The sequence below is a fragment of the Nostoc sp. genome (assembly GCF_036919815.1).
In the GTDB taxonomy this organism is placed as follows: Bacteria; Cyanobacteriota; Cyanobacteriia; order Cyanobacteriales; family Nostocaceae; genus Nostoc.
In genome coordinates this window covers 95,299-120,095 of the sequence record NZ_JBALCE010000030.1, presented here as the reverse complement: position 1 = coordinate 120,095, position 24,797 = coordinate 95,299, and the positions used below count along the sequence as shown (strand labels likewise).

Sequence of the window (24,797 nt, the reverse complement as noted above, 5' to 3'; positions counted from 1 at the left end):
GTAGCTTTGCGTTCATCTGCGTATAAAAATCATAAAATTTTGGGTAGTACTGCCCACTTAATGACTATAGTTTGTACTGCTGGTAAACTTCACTGGCGGCGCGATGCAGCAAGGAATGCCGCCAAACTAAAGATTTCATATCATCAGCATAACCGCCGCCAATGACGCAAGCGACAGGATAACCGCTACTCATACAGGTACTTAAAACCTGCATTTCCCGGCGAAAAATCCCAGCATCGGTAAGGGCTAATTTGCCCAAGCGATCGCCTATATGAGGATCAACACCTGCATCATAAAATACTAAATCTGGCTTGACTTTCGACAATAAATCTGCTAGGTAATTCGCTAAAGTTTGCAAATAAGCGTCATCTTCCATTCCCACTGGTAAAGGAATATCCAAATCGCTGTTTTGTTTAGTACCAGGGAAATTGACTTCGCAGTGCATAGAGAAAGTAAAAACACTATCATCGTCTTGGAAGATAAAAGCGGTGCCGTCTCCTTGATGAACATCTAAATCTACAATCAAGATTTTTTGGACAAGTCCGAGTTTTTGTAAAACGCGACAGGCGATCGCTAAATCGTTGAAAATACAAAAACCAGATCCATAACTGGGAAAGGCATGATGAGTGCCACCAGCAGTATTACAAGCTAAACCCTGACTTAATGCCATTTTAGCAGTGAGTATCGTACCACCTACCGCTACACAGGTACGATTCGCTAATGCTGGACTCCAAGGTAAACCAATGCGACGCTGTGCTTTGGGGTCTAGAGTTCCTTCACAGTAAGCTTGGACATAGCTTGGAGTGTGGACTAACTCTATCAATTCTCGTGGGGGACGTTCGGGCGTGTGAAATTGTTCTGTTTGCGCCACGCCGTCAGCTAACAGCAATTCATAGAGTTGTCGGAACTTAGACATCGGGAAGCGATGCCCTTCAGGTAATGGAGCAACGTAATCTGGGTGGTAAATAATTGGCAAGTCCATGTTATTAATTTTTAACCATAGTCTGATGCCAAATACACCATTAAATCCAGACTAAGGGATTTCCAAGAAATAAATTATTCAATCTTGTGGGGTGGGCATCTTGCCCGCCCACTAACCAAAGGCGGGCAAGATGCCCACCCCACAATAAATAATTGGATATTTTTTTATTTGTCAGTCCCTAACTTTTGCTAAGTACGGCTTTGCATAAGTTCGTAGCTTTTTTAAACGTAGAGGGACGCAAAGTTTGAGCGCTAGATTCGTTATGAATTAATAAAATTCTGTACTAAGGGAGGTGTTTTGTTGAGAGGGGAGGGACACGGCGTTTATTATATCGTCCTTGCAGATTTTTGGTGAGCAACACGCAGGCAAATATGGCGGTTGACAGCAGCACTACACTAGCTCCAGAGGCAATGTCGAGATAGTAGCTGAGGTAAATACCGACAAAGGAAATCGCCGATCCTAAAATCCCGGAAAGAATCATTACATAACCAAAGCGATCGCTCACTAATCGGGCAATTGATGCTGGAATCACTACTGCTGAAATAATTAGTGTTACCCCCAAAACGTTTAGTGTCGCCACCAGTAAAGTCGCCAACATCAAAGCAAATAAAGTATCCATTGCAAAAATGGGTACTCCATGAACTTGGGCAACTTCCCGATCAAAACACCAAAATAGCAACGGGCGATAAAACAAGAAAACTAGACTGAGTAAGACCATCGTCACACCAGTAACTACCCACAAATCATTAGGGGAAACGCCCAACACATTGCCAAACAAAGCGGCTTCAAAGTTTTGGCTAAACTGGCGATAGCTACTGATCACAGCTACTCCCAAAGCAAAGCTAGCAGTTGTCACAATTCCAATAGCTGCATCCGAGTAGATTTTGCGTCCTGTCAAATATTGAATCAGCAGGGCGGCTGCAAAACCCCAAATCCCAGAGCCAATATAGAAATTCAAGCCCAATACATAACTCATCACGGCTCCCCCCAAAATTGCATGAGATAAACCGTGGGCAATGTAACTCATCCTGCGAGTTGTAATATAAACTCCCATAATGCCGCATAATAGCCCCGCCATCATGCCTACTAAAATGGCACGACTAAAAAATTCGTAGCGAAACGGAGCTAGTAATAAATCCATATTTTGATGAAAGTAGCAGAGTTATGTTACACGCAATACTTGTGGCAAGTTGTCTTGCATTTGATGACGTAGGGAAGTACCGCCGCTAGCGATCAAGATTCGGTCTTCTTCGTAAAAAACGACCATTTCTCCACCAAAAGTCAGTTCAAGATTTGCCGGAGTGAAGACATCGATAGGTTGACCTTGGCAAATTAAACCCTGGTTGAAACACACCACCCAAGGTAAATGAGTCGCTACCGAGTTGAGGTCATGGGTGGAGAGGATAATTGTCAAGCCTTGCTGATTCAAATCAGCCAATAGGTGCAATAGTTCGTGTTGAACGTGCAAGTCGGAACTACTGGTGGGTTCATCTAGAAGAACTATTTCTGGTTCTCCGACTAAAGCACGGGCAATGAAAACCCTTTGCTGTTGCCCACCAGATAGATTACCAATAGGTTGATGGGCAACATGGGCAACTCCAACACGTTCTAGGAGTTCGCGGGCAATTTGGCGATCGCGCCGCGAAGACCAAGGCAACATCTTCTGCTTTTGGTAACGCCCCATCATCACCACTTCCAAAGCCGTAACTGGAAAAGTCCAATCCACCGTTTCCACCTGCGGCACATAGCCTACCAAAGGCGGTGGTACTCCTGGCTTTAAGCGCTTTCCTCGAAACCAAATCTCTCCACCCCAAGGAGGAACTAGTCCTAAAATCGCTCTGATTAAAGTGCTTTTACCACTGCCAGAAGGCCCGACCAAGCCAGTAAGTTGACCAGGGTAAAGCGTCAAATTAACATCCTTAAACACTGCCTGGGTTTGATAACCACAGGTTAAATTTCTAACTTCAAGTATTGGTTGCATATACTTATTCTATTGATCCTACTTGCTTGCTGTTGGCCCAACAACATTTCCAGTGTTCAAATTCTTCACCAAATTAGCATTTCCTCCCAAATTAGAGGCGATAATCCGCATATTGTTAGCCATCATGCCAATATAAGTATGCTCAGGATTAGTGTTTTCAATTGCATTGGCTGAACCCTTCCCTGGTAACTCATCATCGGCAGTGTTAGCTGTTTTTACCTTCGCTTCGCGGGCAATTTGTTCTTCTACCTTGCTGGGGTAGACTTCAGAACCAAAAATTGCTGGGACACTTACTTTCCGAATTTGGTCAATTAGCTTTGATACATCTTTCGCGGATGGTTCTTTGAAATCTGAAGGTTGAATCGCCCCAATTACTTGAAAACCATACTCTCTAGCCCAATACGCCCAAGAATCGTGGTAAGTCAAAAGTTTACGGTTTTTGGCGGGGATACTGGCGACGATTTCCCGTGTTGCTTTATCTAGGGCATCCAGACGTTGTAAATAATTTTTCAGATTAGTTGCGTAGTAGTCTTTGCCGGCAGGATCTAAGGTGGTTAACTGTTCGGCGGCTAGTTTGGCGTAAGCCTCAGCATATTTGGGGTTTACCCACAGATGAGGATTGGGATCACCCTTTTCTTTAGGAAAGCTGAAGTCGAAAAGCCATTGCTCTTTGGTAATAGTTTTACTGCCTAGTTCAAAGATTTTAGTTTCTTTGGGTTTTGAGGCGTTTGCTAGTTTTTCTGTGGGGGATTCCAAATGCAACCCGTTGGCGATGATTAGATTAGCTTTTGATAGCAAATCAGCATCGCTAGGACGAGGTTCAAAGGTATGAGAGTCAGTTCCTTCTGGAATAATACCCTTAACTTCTAAGCGATCGCCTGCAATGTTACTCACAATATTCGTTAAAGGTGCAACTGTGGTGACAACTAAAAGCTTACTTTGTGTCTTTTGCTCTCCTACTTGAACTGGAGTAGTTTTTACTTCCGGGTTGGAAGACAGGGTTTTATCTGGAGATGGACTGCAAGCTACTATGATGAAGCTAAGTACAAATAGCAATCCGGTGAGGTTCTTCATTACACTCAAGGCTTCTAAATTAAAGGATCAATCTTTGATTAGACCTTTTGCTGTGATCAAGATGCAATGCCCCCTCCGGGTATTTTCGGTTAATTTTTAGATTTTTTTTACCTAAGATCCTACTTAACCGGAATTGGATAAATCCAGGGTGAACATGTTTTGCAAATAAATGCCTAACCATATACAGTTATCGTTAAATCTACGGATAATTACGGAAACGCCAACCTCCCGAAGAGATTGGCGACACCTGGGCATTTATTTGATCAGATTTGCTGATTATTTAGATTGTTAATGCTCGCTTTTCTAATGGTAGTTCAAAGCGATCGCCTGGTTTCGGCTCAAGTACCCGCGTCGAAAGATTATTTTTCTCTACTAGCGAACGAAATTCTTCAGCACTTCCTTTAGTCTGAAGGAGTTTCGTGATCAATCCTTCAAACACCACATCTCCTCCAGCTGCTGTAGGTAATATTACTTGAGGTTTTAACAACTTTACCACTTCCAAAGCGCTATTTCCTCCTTTAATAAAAGGCCCAAGCAAAGGCAGTGTTAAGTCAACAAATGGTGTAATCACCACATCAACTGGTGCAGCCTGCTTAAGTTGCGGTGAATGATACCCATGAGGTTCGTAGTATACGGTTAAACTACTCTCCAATTCTTTGAGGAGATAACTATTTTCTACCAGAGTCGGTCCAACGGGTGAGCCGGGGAAAGCCTTGATTTCAACTTGATTATTTAAAGTGAAAGTTTCACCATGAGCCAGAGTAGTTACTTGGGTGTAACCTAACTGCTGTACTACTTTGGCTGCATTGGGAGAAGCTACAACCTTGATGCTGTGATCAAGTAATTTAAGTGTTGGTGGGTGAGCGTGGTCTTCTAAACCTTGAGACAGCAGGATCAAATCAATATTATCTGGTATTGGACGATTTTGCGATCGCGAACCTTTAAAGAACCAATCCAAATTGCTGAAAATTAACGAACCAATCAGCCAAGGGTCAATTAATATTCGTTTTCCGCCGATTTCCAGTAACCAACTATTGCTGTCTAACCAAGTTAAGAACATAAACTTATGTGAAGATAACGCCTATCTTCATTATCAAGCGTATACAGCTAGAGTAGCCACAGCTTTGCAACAGGTTGTATTAAATATGCCTCGCATCTTATACCATTAATGAGTAGTCGATCCTCATTACTCCCGGTTCGCTCTACAACACCAGGGAAATCCAAAACTTTCTCGGACACTGCGATATCAAACACACTGAAAAATATACCAAGCTGGATGCTCGACGCTTCCTGAATTTTGATTGGGGTGATTTGTGATATTTAAATAGATTATTCTTTTGGTTTTTTCTCCGAATTTAGCTGGCATCATTTTATGAAAAGTTCTTAGAAAAATACCTGAATAAAGCGTTGTCTCGCCATCACGTTACTCGCGCCCGTGATGGCGACTTTTCCTCTGGTGTTGTTGCTTATCTCTCCTTACTCGGTGCCGGATTCCTGTGAACCTATCTCCCGGATTTTGAATTCTTCCACGTCGATCAATAAAAAATACTTCCTGATCAACTCTTCATCAAACTCGGCACGGCGATTCATTTTGTTCAGTAACTCTCGTCGTTGCTCTAGCACTTCCAGGTAAATGGATTGATATGCCTTTAATGAGTTTTGCCAAGCGAGATTTGATTCAGAGAGTTCGCGCTCAAAAAACTTCAGATCAATTTCGAGCTTCGAGAACAGATTATCCAAGTGTTCGTTTCGCGCACGCTCTCCACCATATTTTTCTTCCAGAAATCTCAGCGAAGCCAGTGCTAATTTATTTTGAATGATGATCTCCTGCTGCTGTTGAGGGATGAGCGTGAACCTATCTTTGAGGTTCACTTTGCGGATCAGCCAGGGAAGCGTTAATCCTTGAAAAACCAGGGTGATTAGAATGACGATAAACGTGATAAAAAGAATAAGGTCGCGGTAGGGAAACGGCTGTCCTGCTTGAGTGAGGAACGGGATGGAAAGTGCGGATGCCAGCGATACCACACCGCGCATTCCTGCCCAGCCGAAAATCAGCGGCCCTCTCCATCCTGGATTCGGGTCTGACACCGGGATAAAACGGCTCATGACTCTCATCAAAACAGAAGTTCCTAAGGTGCAAAGTAGCCTGGTGACAATCAGCACGAAAGCGATGATCAATCCATACCAAACGGCACTGCCTAAACTAATGTTACCAAGGTGCCGAGTGATAAACGGTAATTCGAGTCCGATGAGCAAAAAAATCAACCCGTTCAAGATAAAAACCAGATTATTCCATACATTTAAACCCTCAACCCGGCTCCGATAAGTCAGCAAACTATTGCGCTTGCTGGATAAGAGCAGTCCACCACTGACGACCGCTAGCACGCCCGAAACATGGAAGTGTTCGGCAACATAATACATACAGTAGGGCGTGACCAGTGTTAAAACGATTTCGATGCTGGAGGTTGTGGGTAATAAACGATGAATGCCGTAGAAAATCAATCCGACAACGAGTCCGATCAGAATTCCGATTAAAATAACGAGAACGAAGTTGACGGCAGCCTGATGAAATTGGAACTGTCCGGTGAGGACTGCCGCCAATGCAAAGCGAAACACGATCAGCGACGAGGCATCGTTAAGCAGACTTTCGCCTTCGACAATGCTGACTAGCGATTTCGGCGCGTTGACCCCTCGCATGATCGTCGTCGCGGAAACGGCATCAGGCGGAGAGATAATGCCACCCAAAAGAAAGCCCAGTGCTAAAGTAAAACCGGGAATGATCGCGCTTGAGACAACTGCGATCACGCACGACGTTAAGATGACGATGCGAAAAGCAAACCCGATGATTAGCCCTCGCCATTTGCGGAATTCTTTCCACGATACTTGCCACGCAGCTTCATAAAGCAGGGGCGGAAGGAACATAAGGAAAACTAGCTCTGGGTTAATGGTGATATTTGAAAACTGAGCAATGAAACTCAGCGCGAGTCCGCCCAATACGAGTACGATCGGGTAAGCCAATCGCAGCTTATCGGCGATCATGACCAGTCCGAGAATGATCAAGATCAGGCAAATATATTGAATGAAAATGCCTTGCATCGAGTGAATGTTGAAGTGTTAGACTACAGCTATTTTCAGGTTTTTTTGGGTATTTGGTGTATTTCCCTTTCCCTACAAGGGTTTGACGCTTGTTTTGACCTCAAAAATGTTTAAGTCCCGTTAGACAAATTTCGGCTCCTATATTTAGCCTCAGAAGTGGTAATAATCGCTATTAATAATATTGAGTTAAACTAAGCCGCTCTGGTGACTCATGCTGTCGTCCATTGCTGAAAAGTCGGTATTTGGTAGTTTAACGACATCTACCTTAAACCAGAATACAAAAGGACTTGAGCCGTTTTCAACAAGTAATCTGTTTATAGCGATCGCTACACTCAAGAGCGATCGCACTCAAGCACCAATGCAAAACCCCGTAGCTATAAGAAGTGCTACGGGGTTACAAAGACAATTATGGGTAGTTTCGATTGATTGGATATGACGGGCTGTAGGGCGTTGGGATAGATAAAGCGAAAACTTTAACACGCAAGTTTAAGGCTGACATAGCGATTTAAGCTAATTTTTTGCTCTGCTGCTTCTATAGCTAGTCTACGATGATGTTCTGGAGGTATACGAACTACAAATTTACCACTGTAATTTTTTTCTGAAATCGGTTCTGGAATAGTTTCATCATTCGCTTCCATATCAGCTACTACATCTTTTACCAAGTCTGTAATACCTTCGAGTGCTGTATTACGATTTTTATCGATAAAAGATAGACTAGGAAATTCAACGCACAATCCTACAAATTCTTCATCTTCCCTTGACCAAGTAACTTTATAGGTGTAGTGGTCGTAGTTAATCATCTTTCGTTTCCTCAAATTCTTCAATCGCTTCTAATTTTTCAATTGCCTCTATAACCTGCTTAACTTGATAATCCTTAGCTTTTCCATTCTTTTCTTGAATGTTTATACGTGGATCTCCAGACCAGGGCATTTTATAGACACAATGGCTCGTTCCTTGTTGTCTGGGTTCTCCAAAGTAGTGATTGCAAACCTTCATTAAATCGGTAAAGTTTACATTCTGAGGATTTTTCTTTAATTTAGCAACGAGTTTTTCTATTTGTGACATACGTTTTATACCAAGTTGTAGTCAATGAGTAGAACGTGTCTACGAAATGACAGATTAAAAGCAACTTGGTTTTAGCGTTAAATTAATAATAGTATCAATATTGATACTATGTCAAGCATGATGACTATTTTAGTGTCAATGGTTGGAAAATCTTTATTAGATACAGGTTTCAGCCTATTCATTGCAAAATACTCTCTGATGAAAAAGAGAGATTTTGCTTTCTTGTACTTCATTACTCCCAGCTGATTTTTTTGGAGTTCGATAAATTGCCGAAAAACAGAAAATCTGGGTGTGGTAATGGTTTTAGCGATTTCCCTAAATTTACCTTGAACTACCACCCGGCTCTAAAAACTCTATTTTTATGCGATGCCCTTGGCAGCCCCCTTGGGGCATCGCGCCAAGTCAGAACGAGTGTACATTTGTATTACAGGCTGGAACCCATATTAAATCCTTCAGCTTTTTTCTAATTCAATTTAAAATGCGCGAACCGGGAGTCATTAATGAGTGATTGAACTCCGTAAAAGTTACTTGTTTAGGAACGTGGATTAAATAAAATACAAAACTTCATCCTATCTCTAGCTTCCCTCTCCAATATATCGGAGAGGGATTGAGGGTGAGGTAAGCCAGGGACATAAATTGTATATTATTTAATTCCTATTCCTTAACGAACCGCATTCTCTGCGAGAGGCTTCCGCCAACGCGTAGGGTCTCGTTAGAGAAGAACGCAAAGGAAGAAATAGGTATTCTGGCGATCGCATCGCAGTAGATCATAGACTAGCGATCGCTTCGGCAACTAGTTTAGAAACAAAGGGTAAAATAGCCTGACTCTTAGCCTGCGCTTTACCTTCAGTAAATACCACTAAAAGGTAAGGGCGCTGATTTGGTATCTCAATATACGCAGCATCATGGCGAACTTGACTTGTCCAACCTGCTTTTGACCAAATTTGAGCATTTTCAGTCAGTCCACCGCCTAAAAAACCTGTAATCTGATTTTCCTCGCCGTCAGAGGACAAATCGTTGAGAGGACGTTTGAGCAAAGCCATCATTGCTTGCGATCGCCCACTTGAAACCGCCACCCCACCTACAATACTATGCAGTAACTTGGCGATCGCATTTGTTGTCACCATATTACGATTTTCCAGTAACTCTCCCACAAACGCCCGTTCTCGTCCATAGGGGCCATCACCCCAAGTTTTTTGACAGACGTTAATCGTCTCCATTTCTTCCCAACCCAAAGTTTGGTAATAACGGTTAACAATATTACGCTGATATTTCCAGGTTTCAAAAGGACCGGTTGGTAATTCTGGCCCGGAAGTGGTGCCACTGAGAATATCCACAACCAAGTTAGTAGCATCATTACTAGAATCTACAATCATATCCCGCAAGGCTCGCTCCAACTCCTTGGAAGTCTGCTGGAGCATACCTTTTTCTAACCATTCGTTTACCGCCACCAGATAAAATAGCTTGACTACACTGGCGGGATAAATTCGCTCAACACCGCGATAAGTAAAACCACGGACTGGATGATCCCAAAAAGCGTTGGGAGTCAGCGCACCACCAGTATTTACTAGCACTGGGGGATCGTAAACAACCCAAGTCAGGGCAATTTGATTACGGGCTAAAGTCGGAAATGCTGCCCAAGTTGCATCTAAAATGCCATTACCAAGATTTTCGAGTTGTTCGTCTTTATTAAAAAAAACCATTCTCTAATAATGTCCTTTAATCTAAAATCCCAAGTCTCAAATCCCAAATCAGAGGAGTATCAGTGTTTAGCTGACGTAAATTTATATGATTCTCCTGAATGTACACGTTTAGCAACTCAATCCGCATCTGGGCGACATTTATGGGTAACATCAAATCATCAAAATTCAGTGGTTGAGGTGTATTTATGTGAAGATGATTATTCTGGATGGCTATCCCTTTCCGATTTTGATTCATTACAATCTGCTACTGTACCTTATCAGGCTGCAACATTTTCTGAATCTGAGATTAAAAAACTCCTACCAGAGGTCATCGCCTTTACCCAAAAAGCGATGCAACAATCAAATTATTACCTTTGGGGTGGTACGGTTGGGCCAAATTATGACTGTTCGGGGTTGATGCAGGCGGCGTTTGCTTCGGTAGGTATTTGGCTACCTAGAGATGCCTATCAACAGGAAGGATTCACCCAACCAATTACTATTGCAGAATTAGCAGCCGGGGATCTGGTATTTTTTGGAACTAGCCAAAAAGCAACCCATGTCGGACTTTATTTGGCAGATGGTTATTATATCCATAGTTCTGGGAAAGAGCAGGGACGGGATGGTATGGGGATTGATATTCTCTCGGAACAGGGAGATGCGGTTAGTCAGTCGTACTATCAGCAGCTGCGAGGTGCTGGCAGAGTTTTTAAGAATTACGAACCACAGAGACGCTGAGGACGCAGAGGAATATGAGGAGTGGCTTGGTTTATGAAGGGTTGACTGAGGAAAATGGGGCGATTTCAGCAATTGTCCCAGATGTTTCGGTGGTGGTGCCGATACATAACGAGGTGGAAAGTTTGCCGCTTTTACTAGAAGCGATCGCATCTACTTTATCCTCTAGTCAGATAAATTATGAAATCATTTGTGTGGATGATGGTTCTACAGATGGTTCCGGGGAATTTCTCAAGCAAGAAGCGCAAATCCGCACTGATTTAAAGGCGGTGATTTTGCGTCGCAACTACGGACAAACTGCGGCGATGGCTGCTGGGTTTCATTATGCAGTCGGTAAAGCGATCGTTACTTTAGATGCTGATCTCCAGAATGATCCGGCTGATATCCCCATGTTATTAGCAAAGCTGGATGATGGTTACGATTTGGTAAGTGGTTGGCGGCAAAAACGCCAAGATGGTGCCGTAAATCGGTTACTCCCTTCCAAAATTGCCAATTGGCTAATTCGCCGCACTACTAGCGTGAATATTCATGACTATGGCTGTTCGCTGAAAGCCTATCGTGCCGAACTGCTGGCAGATATGAACCTCTACGGGGAATTACACCGATTTTTACCTGCTTTGGCATACATCGAAGGAGCTAGAATTACCGAAATGCCCGTGCGTCATCACGCCCGTCGCTTTGGTAGCAGTAAATATGGGATTTGGCGGACATTCCGGGTATTGATGGATTTGTTAACCATTTTGTTTATGAAAAAATTCCTTACCCGCCCGATGCACGTTTTTGGGCTGTTGGGCTTGATTTCAATGGTTTCAGGGACTGCGATCGGAATTTACCTGACTTTCGTTAAATTAGCTTTAGGTGAGATGATTGGCAATCGCCCTTTGCTGATTTTAGCAGTTCTCCTGCTAGTAACTGGAGTGCAGTTGTTTTGCTTTGGACTTTTGGCAGAATTGCTCATGCGTACATACCATGAATCCCAAGGACGGCCTATCTATCGCGTGCGAGAGGTGGTAGCAAAAAATGTTGACTAAGGTAACAATAGTCATTGGGCATTGGGCATTGGGCATTGAGAATTAATGAAAAAGAGAGGGAAAGCCCTAACAGTTGCTCCCTTTCCCCCTATGCGGTAAAGGAACTTCCAAATAAAAAAATACTCGACTACTTCTTGTGGGGTGGGCAGGAAAGCCCGCCTTAAATATGGGACGGGTGGGGACACCTATCCGACTAGAAAATTGAGGATGTTTTTTTATTGGGAAGTCCCCTAAAAGCTAGGAGTGAAGAATCAAAGTTCCTCACTCCTAAGTTTCAACTCTTAACTTTCAAAAGCGGGCGAGGAGGGATTCGAACCCCCGACACCGTGGTCCGTAGCCACGTGCTCTAGTCCACTGAGCTACACACCCTTGTCAATAACTTATATTAACACGTTCTAACTAAATGATGCAAGATAATTTTCCATCTAATTTTGCCAACTTAACCCATCTAGATCACCAAGGACAGGCACAGATGGTAGATGTGTCTGACAAAGCACCCACTATCCGCCAAGCAGTAGCCGAGGCCAATGTGCGGATGCTGCCAGCCACCTTCGCTGCCATTCAAGCCGGAAATGTGCCAAAAGGAGATGTGTTAGCAACTGCAAGATTGGCTGGGATTATGGCAGCCAAGCAAACAGCCACTTTAATTCCTCTGTGTCATCCCTTGCCTTTGCAAAAAATCGCAGTTGAGATTACACCCGATCCGCAACTACCGGGTTATCAAATTCAAGCCACAGTCAAAACCAAAGCTGAAACTGGTGTAGAGATGGAAGCCTTAACTGCCGTTTCTGTGGCTGCACTGACTTTATACGATATGGCAAAAGCCTTAGAAAAGTCGATTCAAATTGAATCGATTCGTTTAATCAGTAAGAGTGGCGGGAAATCAGGAGATTATTCCGCGCCAGAGCAATAATAATTCAAAATTCAATTCAAAATTCAATTTCAGTTAGCCTGAACGTGTATTATGATGGGCGCTAAACTGTCATTTGTCATTTGTCTTTTTTTCAACCTAATGACCAATGCCCCATACCCAATGACAATAATTAACAGTTGTGTCCCAAGTTGTTTTAGAAAACGTTTATAAAAGTTTTTCCTCGCGTCAAGGGGAAAGTGTGATCTCACAAACTCAATCTACCCTCACGCTTGGGGAGAAAACTGATACAGCGCCAGAGCGTGCGGGAAGTGTCAACGTCTTGCGGCGGATTAACCTGACGATCGCAGATGGGGAATTTATGGTGCTGGTTGGTCCTTCTGGTTGTGGTAAAAGCACCCTGTTAAGGTTAATCGCCGGGTTAGAAGTGATGACTGGCGGTAATATCTGGGTAGGCGATCGCTTGATCAATGACCTACCACCCAAGGAACGCGACATCGCAATGGTGTTTCAAAATTACGCCCTCTATCCTCACATGACGGTGTATGACAACATCGCCTTTGGCTTACGCCGTAGGGGAAGCATGGGAGCAGAGGAGGATACTTCGACTGCGCTCAGTAACCAGGGGAGCAGAGGAGAAAATACTTCTTATCTTCGGACGTGGGCAGAAAATATTTTTGTGGGGGCGACAAGAAAGTTACCTAAGGGACTGCACTACATTTCTGACAAAGAACGAGCCGTAGATGAACAGGTGCGTAGTGTTGCTCAACTGTTGCAAATTGAAACATTGCTGAATCGCTTACCCAAACAGCTTTCTGGGGGACAAAGACAACGGGTTGCACTGGGAAGGGCGATCGCGCGAGATCCCCAAGTGTTTTTAATGGATGAACCGCTTTCTAACTTAGATGCCAAACTGCGGGCGGAAACCCGCGCCCAAATTGTCAAATTGCAGCGCCAATTGGGAACAACGACAATTTACGTTACCCATGACCAAACAGAAGCGATGACAATGGGCGATCGCATTGCAATTATGTCTGAGGGTAAAATTCAGCAAGTTGCTTCTCCCCTAGAACTTTACAACCGCCCTGCCAACCTTTTTGTAGCAGAGTTCATTGGTTCACCACCGATGAATTTTATTCCTGTAGAATTTCATGCGCCGCAGTTAATTACCTATTCGCAGTTTCGTTTCACCCTTCCACAAATCTGGGGAAATGCCCTACAAAAATATGATCGAAAAACTCTCATTTTAGGCATTCGGCCAGAACATTTAAACTTGAGTATGCCTGCCACCAAAAATCTCCCAGTGCAAGTAGATTTGGTAGAAAATCTCGGCAACGATTCCTTTCTCAGTGTTAAGATTGCCGAACCGGGATCTAAACCTGCCACTACAGCCAATTACCTACAAGTGCGAATACCACCAGACCGATTTGTCCAACCTGGTGAGCAACTATGGTTATCCCTAAATCCAGAGAAAATTCACTTTTTTGACCCGGAAACTGAGTTAGCGATATTTCCTTAAAATTATCCGCGTCTAATTGGTAAATCAAAATTTTCATGCACTTTTGAGAGGGACTTCAATCTCTTCAGCCCGCCATGCAGCGTAGGCAAGTGCCTCATAGATGTCGGCTTCTTCGAGGTAGGGATATGCTTTGATAATGTCGCTATTACTGTGTCCAGATGCCATTAAGCCGACGATAGTACCAACGTGACACGCATTCCTCGAATACAGGGTTTGCCGCCCATCACTTCAGGATTACGAGTAATTGTAGTGAGATTTTGCATAATTTTTGTAGAATGCCAGTAAGGTTATGGGATTGAGAAACCAAAAATGGCTGTGTCAATCTTTTTTATTATTGAACTTTTACCACCTTCCAGGCTAACTGATTGCTAATCTTCACTTAAGGATAATTGTAGCGACTGTTTTAAAAGTCAAGTGTAGGCGTAGCCCGTCGTAGACATCGCTTTGTTTGTGGAGATTTATGAAAGCGATGCCTACGACGGGCTACGCCGAAGCACCTGTGTACTATGATTGCAGTGCGACAAAGTTTGGAGTACTTCAACACGATTTTGGAGTACCTCAACACGATTTTCAAGTACTTCAACATGATTTTCAAGTACTTCAACACGATTTTGGAGTACTTCAACACGATTTTGGAGTACTTCAACACGATTTTCAAGTACTTCAACACGATTTTGGAGTACCTCAACACAATTTTGGAGTACCTCAACACGACTTTGAAGTACTTCAACAGGACTTTGAAGTACTTCAACATGACTTCGAGGTATCTGTTGCTTATATAGCAGTCCTAAATCATTCGTGAGAATTTAAAATCGTTTTAACCCCCCTGTAGTCCCCCCTTAGCAAGGCTACCGTGTGCACACAAGTTGGATTACCCCCCTTAATCCCCCCTTTCCAAGGGGGGAAAAAAAAATCTAGTTCCCTCCTCTTTCCAAGGGGAGGGTTAGGGTGGGGTAAAATCCTGGTTAATAGTTAAAATATAGGATTTTATCTGATGAAAGCAAAGCAAAAAATTTATTAATTTTGTATCAAAAAGTGTGGTTATCAAAAGCGATTCAGCCAGATAATACTATTTTGCAAAATGATTTGCAGCTATCAGGAATAATCGTAAAAAGAAAAGAGAAATTAATGGTTTATAATCTCATCTATCAAAAAATTTTCGATAGGAATTGGATTGATAAAACCTTAAATAGTGTTCGTCGCTTATTTATTAAAAATGATTATCAATTTGATGCCTATCAATATCAATTTGCTGGTAGCCTTCCTGCTAATGCACCTACCTACGTCACACGCAAAGCTGATGCAGATTTGTATCGGGCTGTGAAAGCTGGAGAGTTTTGTTTTGTCTTCAACTCTCGACACATGGGTAAATCCAGTTTGCGTGTTCGCACAATGCAAAGGTTACAAAGCTTTCGCCGACCCTTGTTGCAAGCATTACAGGCAGAAGTTTTAGGCTCAAAATCAATACAAGCGATCGCGCAGGCGGACTTGCCTGAATCTCTACGGGAAAACTTAGCTGGATTTTGGTCGCGGCGAATTGATCATACAAATCGTTTGGTTTATGCGGTGGAAGATGCCTATCTAACTATTATTTCTTGTCGATACCACTATTAAAATAATTCGTAATTGCTAATTCGTAATTCGTAATTAAAGAATTCAATTACGAATTACGTTAGCGTAGCGGTAGCGAGTCCGCGTACTCTGTAAGAGTTGCAAGCTACGCTTTTAGCGTTTGTCTTTGCTACGCAACGCTACCGCGAACGACACGCTGCGCGTAGCTTGTCCTCCGCGAGGAGTACGTAGAGAGCGTCATTACGAATTACACTTCGGCGGGTTGATATTCTTCTTGTCTTTCCACAAATGTTTGCACACGGCTGCGGTAGTTTCTGATAGTCTCATCTACCCAATCGCGATCGTTGCTATTTGCATACAAATGCACCAGTGGTTCGCTAGCATCTGGTAAAACTAACAGCCAACTGTCATCGTAGGGTTGACAAACTTTTACTCCATCGATGAGTTCTAGATTTTGGGCTGGGTGAGTTTCTACCAAGTAACGCATCAAAGCACCCTTGGCTGTCCACGGGCAGCGTACTGTATAACTTTTGTGAATTACACGGGGCAATTCTGACCGAGCAGTAGCAAGCGATCGCTCCTGTATAGTCAACATCTCAATTATCTTAGCAATGCAGAACATCGAATCAAATCCCGGATGCAGTTGCGGGAAAATAAAACCAGTCTCTCCACTACCTCCCAATACCACATTTTGATTTGTCTGACAAGCCTCCATTAAAGCTGTAGGGTTGGCTTTGGTGCGAATCACTTTGCCATCGTGGCGACGGGCGACTTGTTCAATAGCACTGGAAGCATGAACTGGTACTACTACTGTTCCTCTGGGGTTAGCCGTGAGAATCATGTCTACCATCAGTGCTGTTAACATTTCCCCACGAATTGGGAAGCCTGATTCATCAACTAAAATCAGCTGTTCCCCATTAGCCGATACTTGCACACCAAAGTTAGCTTTCAATGCCTCCACTACATGACCTAACTGAGTCAGCAGTCCTTCGCGGTCAGTAATTGACATCGCTGTTTTATTCACACTGGCATTCAACACCACTGCATCCGCGCCAAATTTATCCAACATTTGGGGTAAAACTGCCCCCGATACCGCATAAACATAGTCAATTACCACTTTTGCCCGACTGTTACGGAGTGTATGAACATGCAATAGTTTCTCAAAAGCAGTACAGTAACGGTCAATGACTTGGCTGGGATAAGAGACATCGCCAATTTCATGAATTAGCGCCCGCCGCATATCCTCCTTAAAATAAGCCCCTTCAATTTTCTTCTCCAGGGCTTTGGAGATATTAATCCCCTTAGCATCCATGAATTCAATCAGAATGTAGTCGGGGCGATCGGGGTGTACCCGCACATGGATACCACCAGCTACCGACATTGTGGGTATAACTGTGCGGGCGATGGGGATAGCTGTAGCATCAAGGTTTTGAATATCAACACCTACTGACATCAAACCAGCAATCAGCGATCGCGTCACCATCCGAGAGACATTACGCTGATCACGGGAAACCGTTACTTTAGAAGCAGGTTTTAAGGTAGAACCGTAAGCGGCTCCCAATTTCACGGCGAATTCTGGGGTGATGTCGATATTAGCTAATCCTTGCACACCACGTTGCCCAAATAAATTCCGTTGGGCGGTGTTTCCCCAAATCAAGTTAATGTTTAAAATTGCCCCTGACTCAATCTTTTTACTCGGCCAAACGCGCACACCTGGGCTAATTTGGGCTTCTTCTCCCACGGTGGAAAGCGAACCCACAACAGCAGCTTCTAATACTTGAGCGCGGCGGTCTACACGAGTGCCACGGGAAATTACACAGGCAGAAAGAGCTGCTTCGTCGCCAATGATTGCCCCATTCCAGACTATCGGCCGTTTGAGATTGGCATCAGCACCAATAGTCACATTATCCCCAATTACGGTTCCTGCCTCAATTTGTACTCTTGCCCCGATGCGGCAATTGTCACCAATCACTGCTGGGGCTTCAATCACAGCCGTCTGATCGATGTAAGTATTTTGGCCTACCCATAAGTCATGGGAAACTTCTTTATAGGCACAATCTAGTTGCACTTTCCGATCTAAAGCATCATACTGAGCCTCGCGGTAGGCATCTAAATGACCAACATCACACCAGTAACCTTGAGCAATGTAACCATACATTGGCTCATCTTTTGCTAGTAATAAGGGGAATAAATCTTTGGAAAAGTCGCATTCAGTGTTTGCTGGCAGATATTCCAAAACTTCTGGTTCGAGAATGTAAGTGCCAGTGTTGACGGTATCGGAAAAAATTTCACTACTAGAGGGTTTTTCTAAAAATCGATTAATCCGTCCTTCTTGATCGGTAATCACCACTCCAAATTCAATCGGGTTGGGAACCCTGGTTAAAATCAAAGTAGCTTTTGACTTTTTTTGTTTGTGAAATGCGATCGCAGCCGTGAGGTCGAAATCTGTTATGCTATCACCGCTAATCACTAAAAAGGTTTCATCAAGGAGTTCGGCAATGTTTTTCACACAGCCTGCTGTACCCAAAGGCTGATCTTCTTCAACGGCATAGGTCATTTGGACGCCAAAATCGCTGCCATCTTGAAAGTAGTCTCGCAAGACATCAGGTAAATAATGCAATGTCGCAATAACTTCTGTAATTTGATGTCGTTTGAGGAGATTGATAATATGTTCGGCAATTGGTCGATTTAGAATCGGCACCATCGGTTTAGGCAAATCGCAAGTTAACGGGCGAAGCCGCGTTCCCGAACCGCCTGCCATCAGTACTGCACGCATAAATCCTCCTTAGTTATTTACAGCCTTCGCTGCTTCAAGATCCATGAGATATATTTATTTTGTTCTTCTTTCTCTAGTCTCCTATGGATATCGATATTTGAGGAACTTCCACAAGATTCATCTGCGGTTGACACTCCCCAGCTTTCACGCACGGGGATTCTGTAATCTACATTAGACATCTCCAGAAATTAAATATGCATTACACAGAACCCTTGTTTTGACGTAGCAGTGCTACGTCAAAACAATTCTTTTTCTTTTCCTATGTCTATTAGTTATTTGCTCTATCAGAGTTTCCCCAAGTAGAGATTCCAACTTCGGAGAGCGTTAGTTTAGGATTGCCCATCGGTGAGAGATTAAGATAAAGCGTCTTTTGTCAATCAGTTAAAATACTCAAAATATCAGATATTCCCATCAAAAAAGTTGTAAAATACGCCAGCAAAAAATCAGTTATTATTCATCTTTGAAAGGGTTGTAATGGTTTCTCTCAAAAAAAATTCAAAACTGGGAGTTTTTCTACCATGTATTTATTTTAGCTAAAATTCGAGAGTTTAAATCATGACTCAAGCCTTACGCAAACTAGTTACATTCGATGAGTTTGTTGCCGACTATCCCGAAAACTCACAGAAACGCTATGAATTACATGACGGAGTAATAGTCGAGATGCCACCACCCACTGGCGACCATGAAGAGATCGTTGGATTTTTAGTTGGAGAAATAGTTGCAGAATATAAACGTTTAAAACTGCCTTATTTTATCCCCAAAACGGCATTCATTAAACCTACCCAGAGCGAATCAGCTTATTCGCCAGATGTGCTGATATTAAATCAGCCCAATTTAGTGAATGAACCTCTGTGGAAAAAAGAATCTACTGTTAGCCAAGGAGCATCGATTTCGTTAGTCGTTGAGGTGGTGAGTACCAACTGGAGGGATGATTATTTAAAAAAAGCAGCTGATTATGAGGCAGTAGGTATCGTAGAATACTGGATTGTAGATTATGCAGCTTTGGGAGGCAGACGGTTTATCGGCAATCCTAAACAACCAACTATCTCAATCTACTCTTTAGTTGAGGGTGAGTACCAAGTTAGTCAGTTTAGAAATAGCAGTCGCATTCAATCATCCATTTTCCCAGAGTTGAATTTGACTGCTCAACAGATTTTTGAGTCGAGTAGTGTGTAGTGTTTATCAGAAAATTAACTCTGCTGACAATGATAAAGTTTATATTCGTAGCCATTCACCCTTGACAAAGATTTAGTATCAGAGATAACGCATGTTTTGACGGTTTCTGCTACGGGGGCGTGAAAGTTTACCAGCCACAAATCAAAAGGTCGTGGTAATTTATTTAAAGTATTTTCTAGAGCAATGGTGGAAGTATTCGGATCTTTATCTTGATGGGCAAGGAGAAACAGAGGTTTTTGGGGTGAATTGGTAAGTTTAAACTCCCTAGCTACCCCCATCATTTCTCCAGTGTGTACATAAGTTTTGTGGGTAGTGGCAATCAGTACTGGCATTGGGGATATTTGTTGGATTAGTTGCACAAACAGGTCGGGGCGATAATATTTTTGATAGCCGAGATTGCAGAATACTGTAACTGCACTGAAAAATCCCATTAGCCAAATTAACATCACGGCTTTTTTACCGTTTATTCCCCATCTGCCTATGCTTTTTATCCCATTTTCTCTTGCTTTCCATTCCTTGGGAGGATGCCAACAAACTGCAAGACTTGCCCCTAGTAAAACAACGATCGCGGGAAAGTAAACAAAGTTATAACGAGCGCCCCTAGTCAGATCGATTCCGAGAAAGTACGTAAATATAAAGAATAAAGCGATCGCGCTGCTAACGACTGCCATAAACACCTGAATCATAATCCGGCTTTCTGCGTGCTGTAGTTGAATCTTGATCCCACGCAGCAAAATTGGTACTGCCCAAATAAAGAAAATCAGCATCACCAGTCCAGAAGGAATCACAACCAATACCTGTGAAGATTCAACTGGCAGGAGGGAAATCATTGCAATCAATGTTCCTAAAGCTTGAAAAATTGGGCTAAACCAATCTAGTCCGACGCGCGAACCTTGAATCCACTCGGTCAAATTACTGCGATTTCTATTCTCTAAAAAGATTGGTAGCCAAATTAAACCCGCCACAAAAGTACCGATGATAACGGCATAGATGCGCCGCCACTGAGGAGAGAAGAGGAGAGAAAATTTCCTGCTAGTCTGCAATTGAAGCCAAGCCAGAAAAATCAAAACTACAACTTCTGTACAGAGGGTGAGGCTGAAAAAGTAATGAGTAGCAAGTCCCAAAGCATTAATTGCCACCCAGGAAACTCCTACCCATATAGGTAAAGGTGTGCGGTTTTGGATATGACGTGTGGCAATTACTAAACAGGTGAGGGAAGCAGTTACCCATAAGGCTGCCAAGCTGTAATGGCGTGCTTCTTGTGCTAAAAAAATCGCGTAGGGTGATACTGCCATCATGGCAGCAGCCAAATGTCCCACTAATGGCGAACGAAATGCTACCTTACCTAATACGTAAACACACGGAATGGAGGCAGCACCGATTAAAGCTGGTAGCGATCGCGCCGCAAACAGCGATACTAATCCTCCTTCGCTCTTAAATAATTTCATCCACTGGTAAGCCAGCACAAAATATAGTGGTGGATGGGTATCTTGTGTAACTAAGTTATGAATCACATCACCAACACTAGCTGCTGCGTTTAGTTGCAATGGTGACAGCAGAATATCAGGTGCGATCGCTTCATCTAGAGGTACTGATAAAAAAGTATTCCCCAAGCTAAATACCAAGGTGGAAAACTCATCAGTCCAAGGAGGCTTTGCAGTCAAGTTGGCTAGGCGCAAGCTGATGCCGATGATCAACCAGATCAAGTTTAGCAAGGGGTGAACCCAAAAAGGAGGGAGGCGAGCCTGCCAATTATGCCAATATTTGTGTTGTGAGCCAGAGTTTGCATCTGCCAAAGGTAGGAAATGGGTAGTATAGACAGCTAGCAAGTTGTGATTATTTCACGTCAGTGACGCGCCAGCTGAGTTTCAAATTAATCCAGAAATTCCAGATGGTAGCAACTGCGATCGCTATCAACTTGGCTAAATACTGATTTATCCCCAAGACATTATACAGAAAGTTAATTATTAGAGTTTGTAATATAACTCCTGCCAAACAGATCGCACTGAACTTTAAGAATCGCTTGAAACGTTGATGTGGATCACGTTGTCGCTGAGATATATCACTAAAAGTCCATAAATCATTCCATAGAAAATTATTTATAATTGCCACTCCGGCCGAAAGAATCGTACTGCGAGTTAAACCTAAATGAATCGTAGTACGCAGCAAGTAAAACACCGTTAAATCCACAAACACACCACTAAAGCCAACCAACCCAAAACGCAGAAATCGACCAATAGGGAAATTGACTTTTCTACTAATTCGTCCTACTCGCCCTGTGGAAAGCCGCAACCGTACTAAGTGGTGAATGTAATCTATATATTGCTTCCATGTGACTTTACTCTCACCCTCTTTGCGTTCGCAGAACACATACCCAACTTCGCCAAGTTGGTCTACTTTTCCCCGCCCGATTACCTCTAGAAGAATTTTGTATCCGACTGGATTGAGTGTTGCATTGGCGATCGCACTCCGACGCACCATAAAATAACCACTCATGGGATCGGAAACTCTGCCCAGTACCCCCGGTAAAATCACTAAGCCTAACAACTGAGCGCCACGAGACAAGAAACGCCTGACAACACTCCAGCTACTAACCCCACCTCCGTCTACATGACGGCTGGCTACTGCCAAATCTGCTCCCTGCTCAACACTACGCAACAATTGCATCAGCACTTCTGGCGGATGCTGCAAATCTCCATCAATCACCCCCAACACACTCCCCCTCGCTGCTTGCCACCCACGAATTACGGCTGAAGATAGCCCCCGTTCTTGTTGGCGTCGCATTACTCGCAACTGGGGGTATTCTAGCGTCAAGGATTGTGCTATTTCCCAAGTTCGGTCTGGGCTATCATCGTCTACCACAATCAGTTCATAGTTTCCTGGAATAGATTCATCCAGTAACCGACTCAATATGCTGACCACATTTTGGATGTTGTCACGCTCTTTATAAGTAGGAATTACTAGAGAAAGATGAATAGATTCACCACTTGTACCCACAGGGTTAGGTGGCAACTCTGATATCTTTAGTGGCCCAGTTGGTACTGTTAACAGCGAGTTGGATGAGTTGATCTTCATAATTTCACATTACAGAACGAGGATGTGTAAAGGCTGGAAGAAATAGAGCCAAACAAATGCTTGCCTTATTAACTGAACCTGGTTACTCAAAGCTTTATGAATACTTTTGTTACAGTTAGCTGTTCAGAAAAATTCAGTAATTCCCGCACCTCGATTCAAAATATTTCCTAAATTTTATCTAAACTTTAAATTTAACCACTTCTTTTTATGGTATGTACTGAGACTTACATAGTTTTTTTCTAAAAACAACTAATACTGTACCATTAACTCAGCAAATATACACAAATATACAGTTTATTATCAAGATTATCTGACTTGGAACTATTAGTTGAGCTAATGTGTCAATCCCAAATCATTTCTCAGAAAATAGAGAAATAAATACAAAGTAGTGATTGCGACTAAGTGCCTTGCGTTCAGTGCTGGCTCCGCAACCCATTGCTCCTGCTGAATTCTGCTGTAATATTGGATACTATATTCTTGGTTTTATTGCTGTTGGGGTGTTAATGTCTGTTTTACATAAATATACTGTTCTTGCTCCTGTGAGCCTGAGCATTGCTTTGCTCATTACTAGTTGCAGCGATAATAAAGTTTCCCAGTGCCAGCGACTGATTAGAGTTGTGAATTCTGGAACTTCTTTGATTGATAAAAATAAAGGAACGCAAGTCATCACTAGCATACAGCTGTCTAAAGATTTGGAATTTGTGACTAAATCGATTCGGGAACTGAAATTAACAGACCCCAAGCTGAAAGAATTTCAAAGCAGTTTTGTGAAAATTTTTCAGAATCTCAGTGAAGCGATCGCTAAGGCAGCTAAGGCGCTTGGTGCAACTAAGACAGCAGAAGCCTCGGCATCTGGTAGAGAAAAAATCCAAAAGGCAAGAACCGAAATTGACTCAGCACTGACAACAGCTACAACTATTGGCAAGCAGTCGGATACATTAATGAATCAAATGAATAAATATTGTAGCCAGCCAAAATAATCCAATTTGGGCATGGGGCATTGGGCAAAACAGTTGCGAGTTCCAAGTTAAGAGTCTCTGACGAAAGAAGTGAGATTCCCCTGTCACCACGGGCTAAATGCCCCGCTACCGCTAACAGCACTCAGCCTCTGGCAGAGCAGAATTAAATCAATATAATAGCTAGGATAGGGGCAACATTCCCATAAAAAAAGTCCACAGAAAGTTATTCAGCGGCATTTTTGTCGCTCAGACTTTCTTTCCGTGGTAGATTTTACCATGATGATTTTCTGGCTATACTAGTGATTTAAGCCGATTGATTGATAAATTTGATCCCCCAGTATGAAAGACATAAAAACTCTAAATTTCCGACATATATCAGTGTGCATTTCGTTTTAAGTGACACCAAAGCCTTGTCTGGTCTGAGAGTAAATAAATTTCCTTGGGGGTACAAAAATTTTTTCAGTCAATCACTGAGGTTAACACTAATATTACAGAGTGAATCTAGATCAATCAAACGTCTTCTGAGTTAGCACCTATGAAAGAAGAATTGATAGCCAGAGTTGTGCAAGTCTTGCGAATTAATCTGAGTTGGATGACTTGGAATTTATTTCTGGCTTTTATACCTTTAGCTTTGAGTGTGTGGTTATTTCGCTTTCGGCGTGGTCGCTCTTGGCTTTGGTGGCTAGGATTCTTAGTTTTCTATGCTTTCTTACCCAATGCACCATATTTGTTGACTGATGTAATTCACCTCATAGAGGATATCCGCACGATTCAATCGGTTTGGATGATTACTTTAGTACTCATTCCTGTGTATTTCTTAGTAATTTTCGGTGGATTTGAAGCTTATGTAATCTCGTTAATTAATTGGGGTTACTACTTACATCGCATCGGCAAGAGCCAATGGATTTGGCGCTTTGAGTTGATTACACATTTTCTCTGTGCTGTTGGTGTCTATTGGGGGCGATTTTTGCGTTTCAACAGTTGGGATTTTATTACTCAACCCGATGCCGTACTGACTAAAGGGGTAGAAGAAATTCTTGGCAAACAGCCCCTGGTGATTATTACTATCAGCTTTGTGGTACTTGCAGGTTTGTATTGGATTATGAAACGAATAACTTTAGGTTTAGTCAGCCAACCATTTGATCAACCTAAAGATTTTGGCTTTTAATTAGTAATTTCCCGGATGAATATTCTTTGTCAAAAAAA

22 protein-coding genes, 1 tRNA gene and 2 pseudogenes are annotated in these 24,797 nt (G+C 42.8%); 11 read left to right on the top strand and 14 right to left on the bottom strand.

Translation table 11 applies throughout. From position 1 onward, the window contains the following. Window positions 1–64: 64 nt before the first annotated feature. The 6 genes from V7K15_RS08665 to V7K15_RS08640 form a co-directional block, all read right to left on the bottom strand. A complete protein-coding gene (locus tag V7K15_RS08665) occupies window positions 65–982 on the bottom strand; it encodes a histone deacetylase family protein (protein ID WP_334904816.1) in 918 nt (305 codons plus the stop codon). Between the two features lie 283 nt (window positions 983–1,265). Further along, on the bottom strand, window positions 1,266–2,123 hold the full coding sequence (locus V7K15_RS08660; RefSeq protein WP_334904814.1) for a metal ABC transporter permease: 858 nt from the start codon (window positions 2,121–2,123) through the stop codon (window positions 1,266–1,268). A 21-nt stretch (window positions 2,124–2,144) separates the two neighbouring features. Beyond that, window positions 2,145–2,963 carry a metal ABC transporter ATP-binding protein gene (locus tag V7K15_RS08655; RefSeq protein ID WP_334904812.1) on the bottom strand — a complete coding sequence of 273 codons (819 nt, stop codon included), beginning with the start codon at window positions 2,961–2,963 and terminating at the stop codon, window positions 2,145–2,147. 18 nt (window positions 2,964–2,981) lie between these two features. After that, entirely contained in the window at window positions 2,982–4,037 is a 1,056-nt protein-coding gene (locus V7K15_RS08650; protein ID WP_334904810.1) for a metal ABC transporter substrate-binding protein, read from the bottom strand. Window positions 4,038–4,317: 280 nt separating this feature from the next. Then, entirely contained in the window at window positions 4,318–5,097 is a 780-nt protein-coding gene (locus V7K15_RS08645) for an MBL fold metallo-hydrolase (RefSeq protein WP_334904808.1), read from the bottom strand. 416 nt (window positions 5,098–5,513) lie between these two features. Beyond that, window positions 5,514–7,133 carry a Na+/H+ antiporter gene (locus V7K15_RS08640; RefSeq protein WP_334904806.1) on the bottom strand — a complete coding sequence of 540 codons (1,620 nt, stop codon included), beginning with the start codon at window positions 7,131–7,133 and terminating at the stop codon, window positions 5,514–5,516. A 211-nt stretch (window positions 7,134–7,344) separates the two neighbouring features. On the opposite strand from V7K15_RS08640, the gene V7K15_RS08635 reads away from it, so the two are divergent. Beyond that, window positions 7,345–7,569, top strand: a complete 225-nt coding sequence (locus V7K15_RS08635) for a hypothetical protein (protein ID WP_334904804.1) — start codon at window positions 7,345–7,347, stop codon at window positions 7,567–7,569. Between the two features lie 37 nt (window positions 7,570–7,606). Here V7K15_RS08635 and V7K15_RS08630 read toward each other — a convergent pair whose 3' ends face one another. From V7K15_RS08630 to V7K15_RS08620, 3 genes are all read right to left on the bottom strand, one after another. Further along, window positions 7,607–7,933, bottom strand: a complete 327-nt coding sequence (locus V7K15_RS08630) for a type II toxin-antitoxin system HicB family antitoxin (protein WP_334904802.1) — start codon at window positions 7,931–7,933, stop codon at window positions 7,607–7,609. Continuing rightward, window positions 7,926–8,198 carry a toxin HicA gene (locus V7K15_RS08625; RefSeq protein ID WP_334904800.1) on the bottom strand — a complete coding sequence of 91 codons (273 nt, stop codon included), beginning with the start codon at window positions 8,196–8,198 and terminating at the stop codon, window positions 7,926–7,928. The genes V7K15_RS08630 and V7K15_RS08625 overlap by 8 nt, the downstream gene beginning before the upstream one ends. Before the next feature lie 767 nt (window positions 8,199–8,965). Continuing rightward, on the bottom strand, window positions 8,966–9,901 hold the full coding sequence (locus V7K15_RS08620) for a serine hydrolase (protein ID WP_334904798.1): 936 nt from the start codon (window positions 9,899–9,901) through the stop codon (window positions 8,966–8,968). Window positions 9,902–9,910: 9 nt separating this feature from the next. Here V7K15_RS08620 and V7K15_RS08615 point away from each other — a divergent pair, with 9 nt between their 5' ends. Both V7K15_RS08615 and V7K15_RS08610 read left to right on the top strand, forming a co-directional pair. Beyond that, window positions 9,911–10,615 carry a C40 family peptidase gene (locus V7K15_RS08615; protein WP_334904796.1) on the top strand — a complete coding sequence of 235 codons (705 nt, stop codon included), beginning with the start codon at window positions 9,911–9,913 and terminating at the stop codon, window positions 10,613–10,615. A gap of 14 nt (window positions 10,616–10,629) precedes the next feature. After that, complete coding sequence (locus V7K15_RS08610; RefSeq protein WP_334904794.1) at window positions 10,630–11,643, top strand: glycosyltransferase family 2 protein; 1,014 nt, start codon at window positions 10,630–10,632, stop codon at window positions 11,641–11,643. A 295-nt stretch (window positions 11,644–11,938) separates the two neighbouring features. Here the strand turns inward: V7K15_RS08610 and V7K15_RS08605 are convergent. Further along, window positions 11,939–12,012, bottom strand: a tRNA-Arg gene (locus V7K15_RS08605). 37 nt (window positions 12,013–12,049) lie between these two features. Here V7K15_RS08605 and moaC point away from each other — a divergent pair. After that, entirely contained in the window at window positions 12,050–12,556 is a 507-nt protein-coding gene (gene moaC, locus V7K15_RS08600; protein WP_334904876.1) for a cyclic pyranopterin monophosphate synthase MoaC, read from the top strand. 139 nt (window positions 12,557–12,695) lie between these two features. Next, the gene (locus V7K15_RS08595; protein ID WP_334904792.1) at window positions 12,696–14,033 is read left to right on the top strand and encodes an ABC transporter ATP-binding protein; all 1,338 of its coding nucleotides are present in this window, start codon (window positions 12,696–12,698) and stop codon (window positions 14,031–14,033) included. 33 nt (window positions 14,034–14,066) lie between these two features. On the opposite strand, the pseudogene V7K15_RS08590 reads toward V7K15_RS08595, so the two are convergent. Next, window positions 14,067–14,296, bottom strand: a pseudogene (locus tag V7K15_RS08590) (DUF433 domain-containing protein). Window positions 14,297–14,493: 197 nt separating this feature from the next. Here V7K15_RS08590 and V7K15_RS08585 point away from each other — a divergent pair. The 3 genes and pseudogenes from V7K15_RS08585 to V7K15_RS08575 all read left to right on the top strand — a co-directional run bounded on the left by V7K15_RS08585 (window position 14,494) and on the right by V7K15_RS08575 (window position 15,647). Then, window positions 14,494–14,835 carry a hypothetical protein gene (locus tag V7K15_RS08585; RefSeq protein ID WP_334904790.1) on the top strand — a complete coding sequence of 114 codons (342 nt, stop codon included), beginning with the start codon at window positions 14,494–14,496 and terminating at the stop codon, window positions 14,833–14,835. A 407-nt stretch (window positions 14,836–15,242) separates the two neighbouring features. Then, window positions 15,243–15,440 (top strand): annotated as a pseudogene (locus V7K15_RS08580) (hypothetical protein); the annotation flags it as partial. Then, complete coding sequence (locus V7K15_RS08575; RefSeq protein ID WP_334904874.1) at window positions 15,426–15,647, top strand: Txe/YoeB family addiction module toxin; 222 nt, start codon at window positions 15,426–15,428, stop codon at window positions 15,645–15,647. The pseudogene V7K15_RS08580 and the gene V7K15_RS08575, both read left to right, overlap by 15 nt. A 205-nt stretch (window positions 15,648–15,852) precedes the next feature. On the opposite strand, the gene V7K15_RS08570 is transcribed toward V7K15_RS08575, so the two are convergent. Then, window positions 15,853–18,381: a mannose-1-phosphate guanyltransferase gene (locus V7K15_RS08570; protein ID WP_334904788.1), complete on the bottom strand. Its 2,529-nt coding sequence runs from the start codon at window positions 18,379–18,381 to the stop codon at window positions 15,853–15,855. 555 nt (window positions 18,382–18,936) lie between these two features. Between V7K15_RS08570 and V7K15_RS08565 the strand changes: the two genes are divergently transcribed. Beyond that, window positions 18,937–19,557 (top strand): Uma2 family endonuclease, encoded by a 621-nt coding sequence (locus V7K15_RS08565; RefSeq protein ID WP_334904786.1) that lies wholly within the window; start codon window positions 18,937–18,939, stop codon window positions 19,555–19,557. Between the two features lie 14 nt (window positions 19,558–19,571). Here V7K15_RS08565 and V7K15_RS08560 read toward each other — a convergent pair whose 3' ends face one another. Together V7K15_RS08560 and V7K15_RS08555 are read right to left on the bottom strand one after the other, a co-directional pair. Beyond that, on the bottom strand, window positions 19,572–21,260 hold the full coding sequence (locus V7K15_RS08560) for a glycosyltransferase family 39 protein (RefSeq protein ID WP_334904872.1): 1,689 nt from the start codon (window positions 21,258–21,260) through the stop codon (window positions 19,572–19,574). A gap of 133 nt (window positions 21,261–21,393) precedes the next feature. Then, entirely contained in the window at window positions 21,394–22,632 is a 1,239-nt protein-coding gene (locus V7K15_RS08555) for a glycosyltransferase (protein WP_334904784.1), read from the bottom strand. A gap of 503 nt (window positions 22,633–23,135) precedes the next feature. Between V7K15_RS08555 and V7K15_RS08550 the strand changes: the two genes are divergently transcribed. Continuing rightward, complete coding sequence (locus V7K15_RS08550) at window positions 23,136–23,612, top strand: hypothetical protein (RefSeq protein ID WP_334904870.1); 477 nt, start codon at window positions 23,136–23,138, stop codon at window positions 23,610–23,612. Between the two features lie 514 nt (window positions 23,613–24,126). After that, window positions 24,127–24,759 (top strand): DUF1361 domain-containing protein, encoded by a 633-nt coding sequence (locus V7K15_RS08545; protein ID WP_334904782.1) that lies wholly within the window; start codon window positions 24,127–24,129, stop codon window positions 24,757–24,759. Window positions 24,760–24,797 lie beyond the last annotated feature (38 nt).

Coding starts and splice junctions, on each gene's coding strand:
- V7K15_RS08635 (WP_334904804.1), top strand. CDS start 7,345: ATGCTGTCGTCCATTGCTGAAAAGTCGGTATTTGGTAGTTTAACGACA.
- V7K15_RS08565 (WP_334904786.1), top strand. CDS start 18,937: ATGACTCAAGCCTTACGCAAACTAGTTACATTCGATGAGTTTGTTGCC.
- V7K15_RS08645 (WP_334904808.1), bottom strand. CDS start 5,097: ATGTTCTTAACTTGGTTAGACAGCAATAGTTGGTTACTGGAAATCGGC.
- V7K15_RS08655 (WP_334904812.1), bottom strand. CDS start 2,963: ATGCAACCAATACTTGAAGTTAGAAATTTAACCTGTGGTTATCAAACC.
- V7K15_RS08665 (WP_334904816.1), bottom strand. CDS start 982: ATGGACTTGCCAATTATTTACCACCCAGATTACGTTGCTCCATTACCT.
- moaC (WP_334904876.1), top strand. CDS start 12,050: ATGCAAGATAATTTTCCATCTAATTTTGCCAACTTAACCCATCTAGAT.
- V7K15_RS08585 (WP_334904790.1), top strand. CDS start 14,494: ATGAAAGCGATGCCTACGACGGGCTACGCCGAAGCACCTGTGTACTAT.
- V7K15_RS08630 (WP_334904802.1), bottom strand. CDS start 7,933: ATGATTAACTACGACCACTACACCTATAAAGTTACTTGGTCAAGGGAA.
- V7K15_RS08615 (WP_334904796.1), top strand. CDS start 9,911: ATGTCCTTTAATCTAAAATCCCAAGTCTCAAATCCCAAATCAGAGGAG.
- V7K15_RS08650 (WP_334904810.1), bottom strand. CDS start 4,037: ATGAAGAACCTCACCGGATTGCTATTTGTACTTAGCTTCATCATAGTA.
- V7K15_RS08625 (WP_334904800.1), bottom strand. CDS start 8,198: ATGTCACAAATAGAAAAACTCGTTGCTAAATTAAAGAAAAATCCTCAG.
- V7K15_RS08555 (WP_334904784.1), bottom strand. CDS start 22,632: ATGAAGATCAACTCATCCAACTCGCTGTTAACAGTACCAACTGGGCCA.
- V7K15_RS08545 (WP_334904782.1), top strand. CDS start 24,127: ATGAAAGAAGAATTGATAGCCAGAGTTGTGCAAGTCTTGCGAATTAAT.
- V7K15_RS08610 (WP_334904794.1), top strand. CDS start 10,630: ATGAGGAGTGGCTTGGTTTATGAAGGGTTGACTGAGGAAAATGGGGCG.
- V7K15_RS08570 (WP_334904788.1), bottom strand. CDS start 18,381: ATGCGTGCAGTACTGATGGCAGGCGGTTCGGGAACGCGGCTTCGCCCG.
- V7K15_RS08550 (WP_334904870.1), top strand. CDS start 23,136: ATGTCTGTTTTACATAAATATACTGTTCTTGCTCCTGTGAGCCTGAGC.
- V7K15_RS08640 (WP_334904806.1), bottom strand. CDS start 7,133: ATGCAAGGCATTTTCATTCAATATATTTGCCTGATCTTGATCATTCTC.
- V7K15_RS08620 (WP_334904798.1), bottom strand. CDS start 9,901: ATGGTTTTTTTTAATAAAGACGAACAACTCGAAAATCTTGGTAATGGC.
- V7K15_RS08575 (WP_334904874.1), top strand. CDS start 15,426: ATGCAAAGGTTACAAAGCTTTCGCCGACCCTTGTTGCAAGCATTACAG.
- V7K15_RS08660 (WP_334904814.1), bottom strand. CDS start 2,123: ATGGATTTATTACTAGCTCCGTTTCGCTACGAATTTTTTAGTCGTGCC.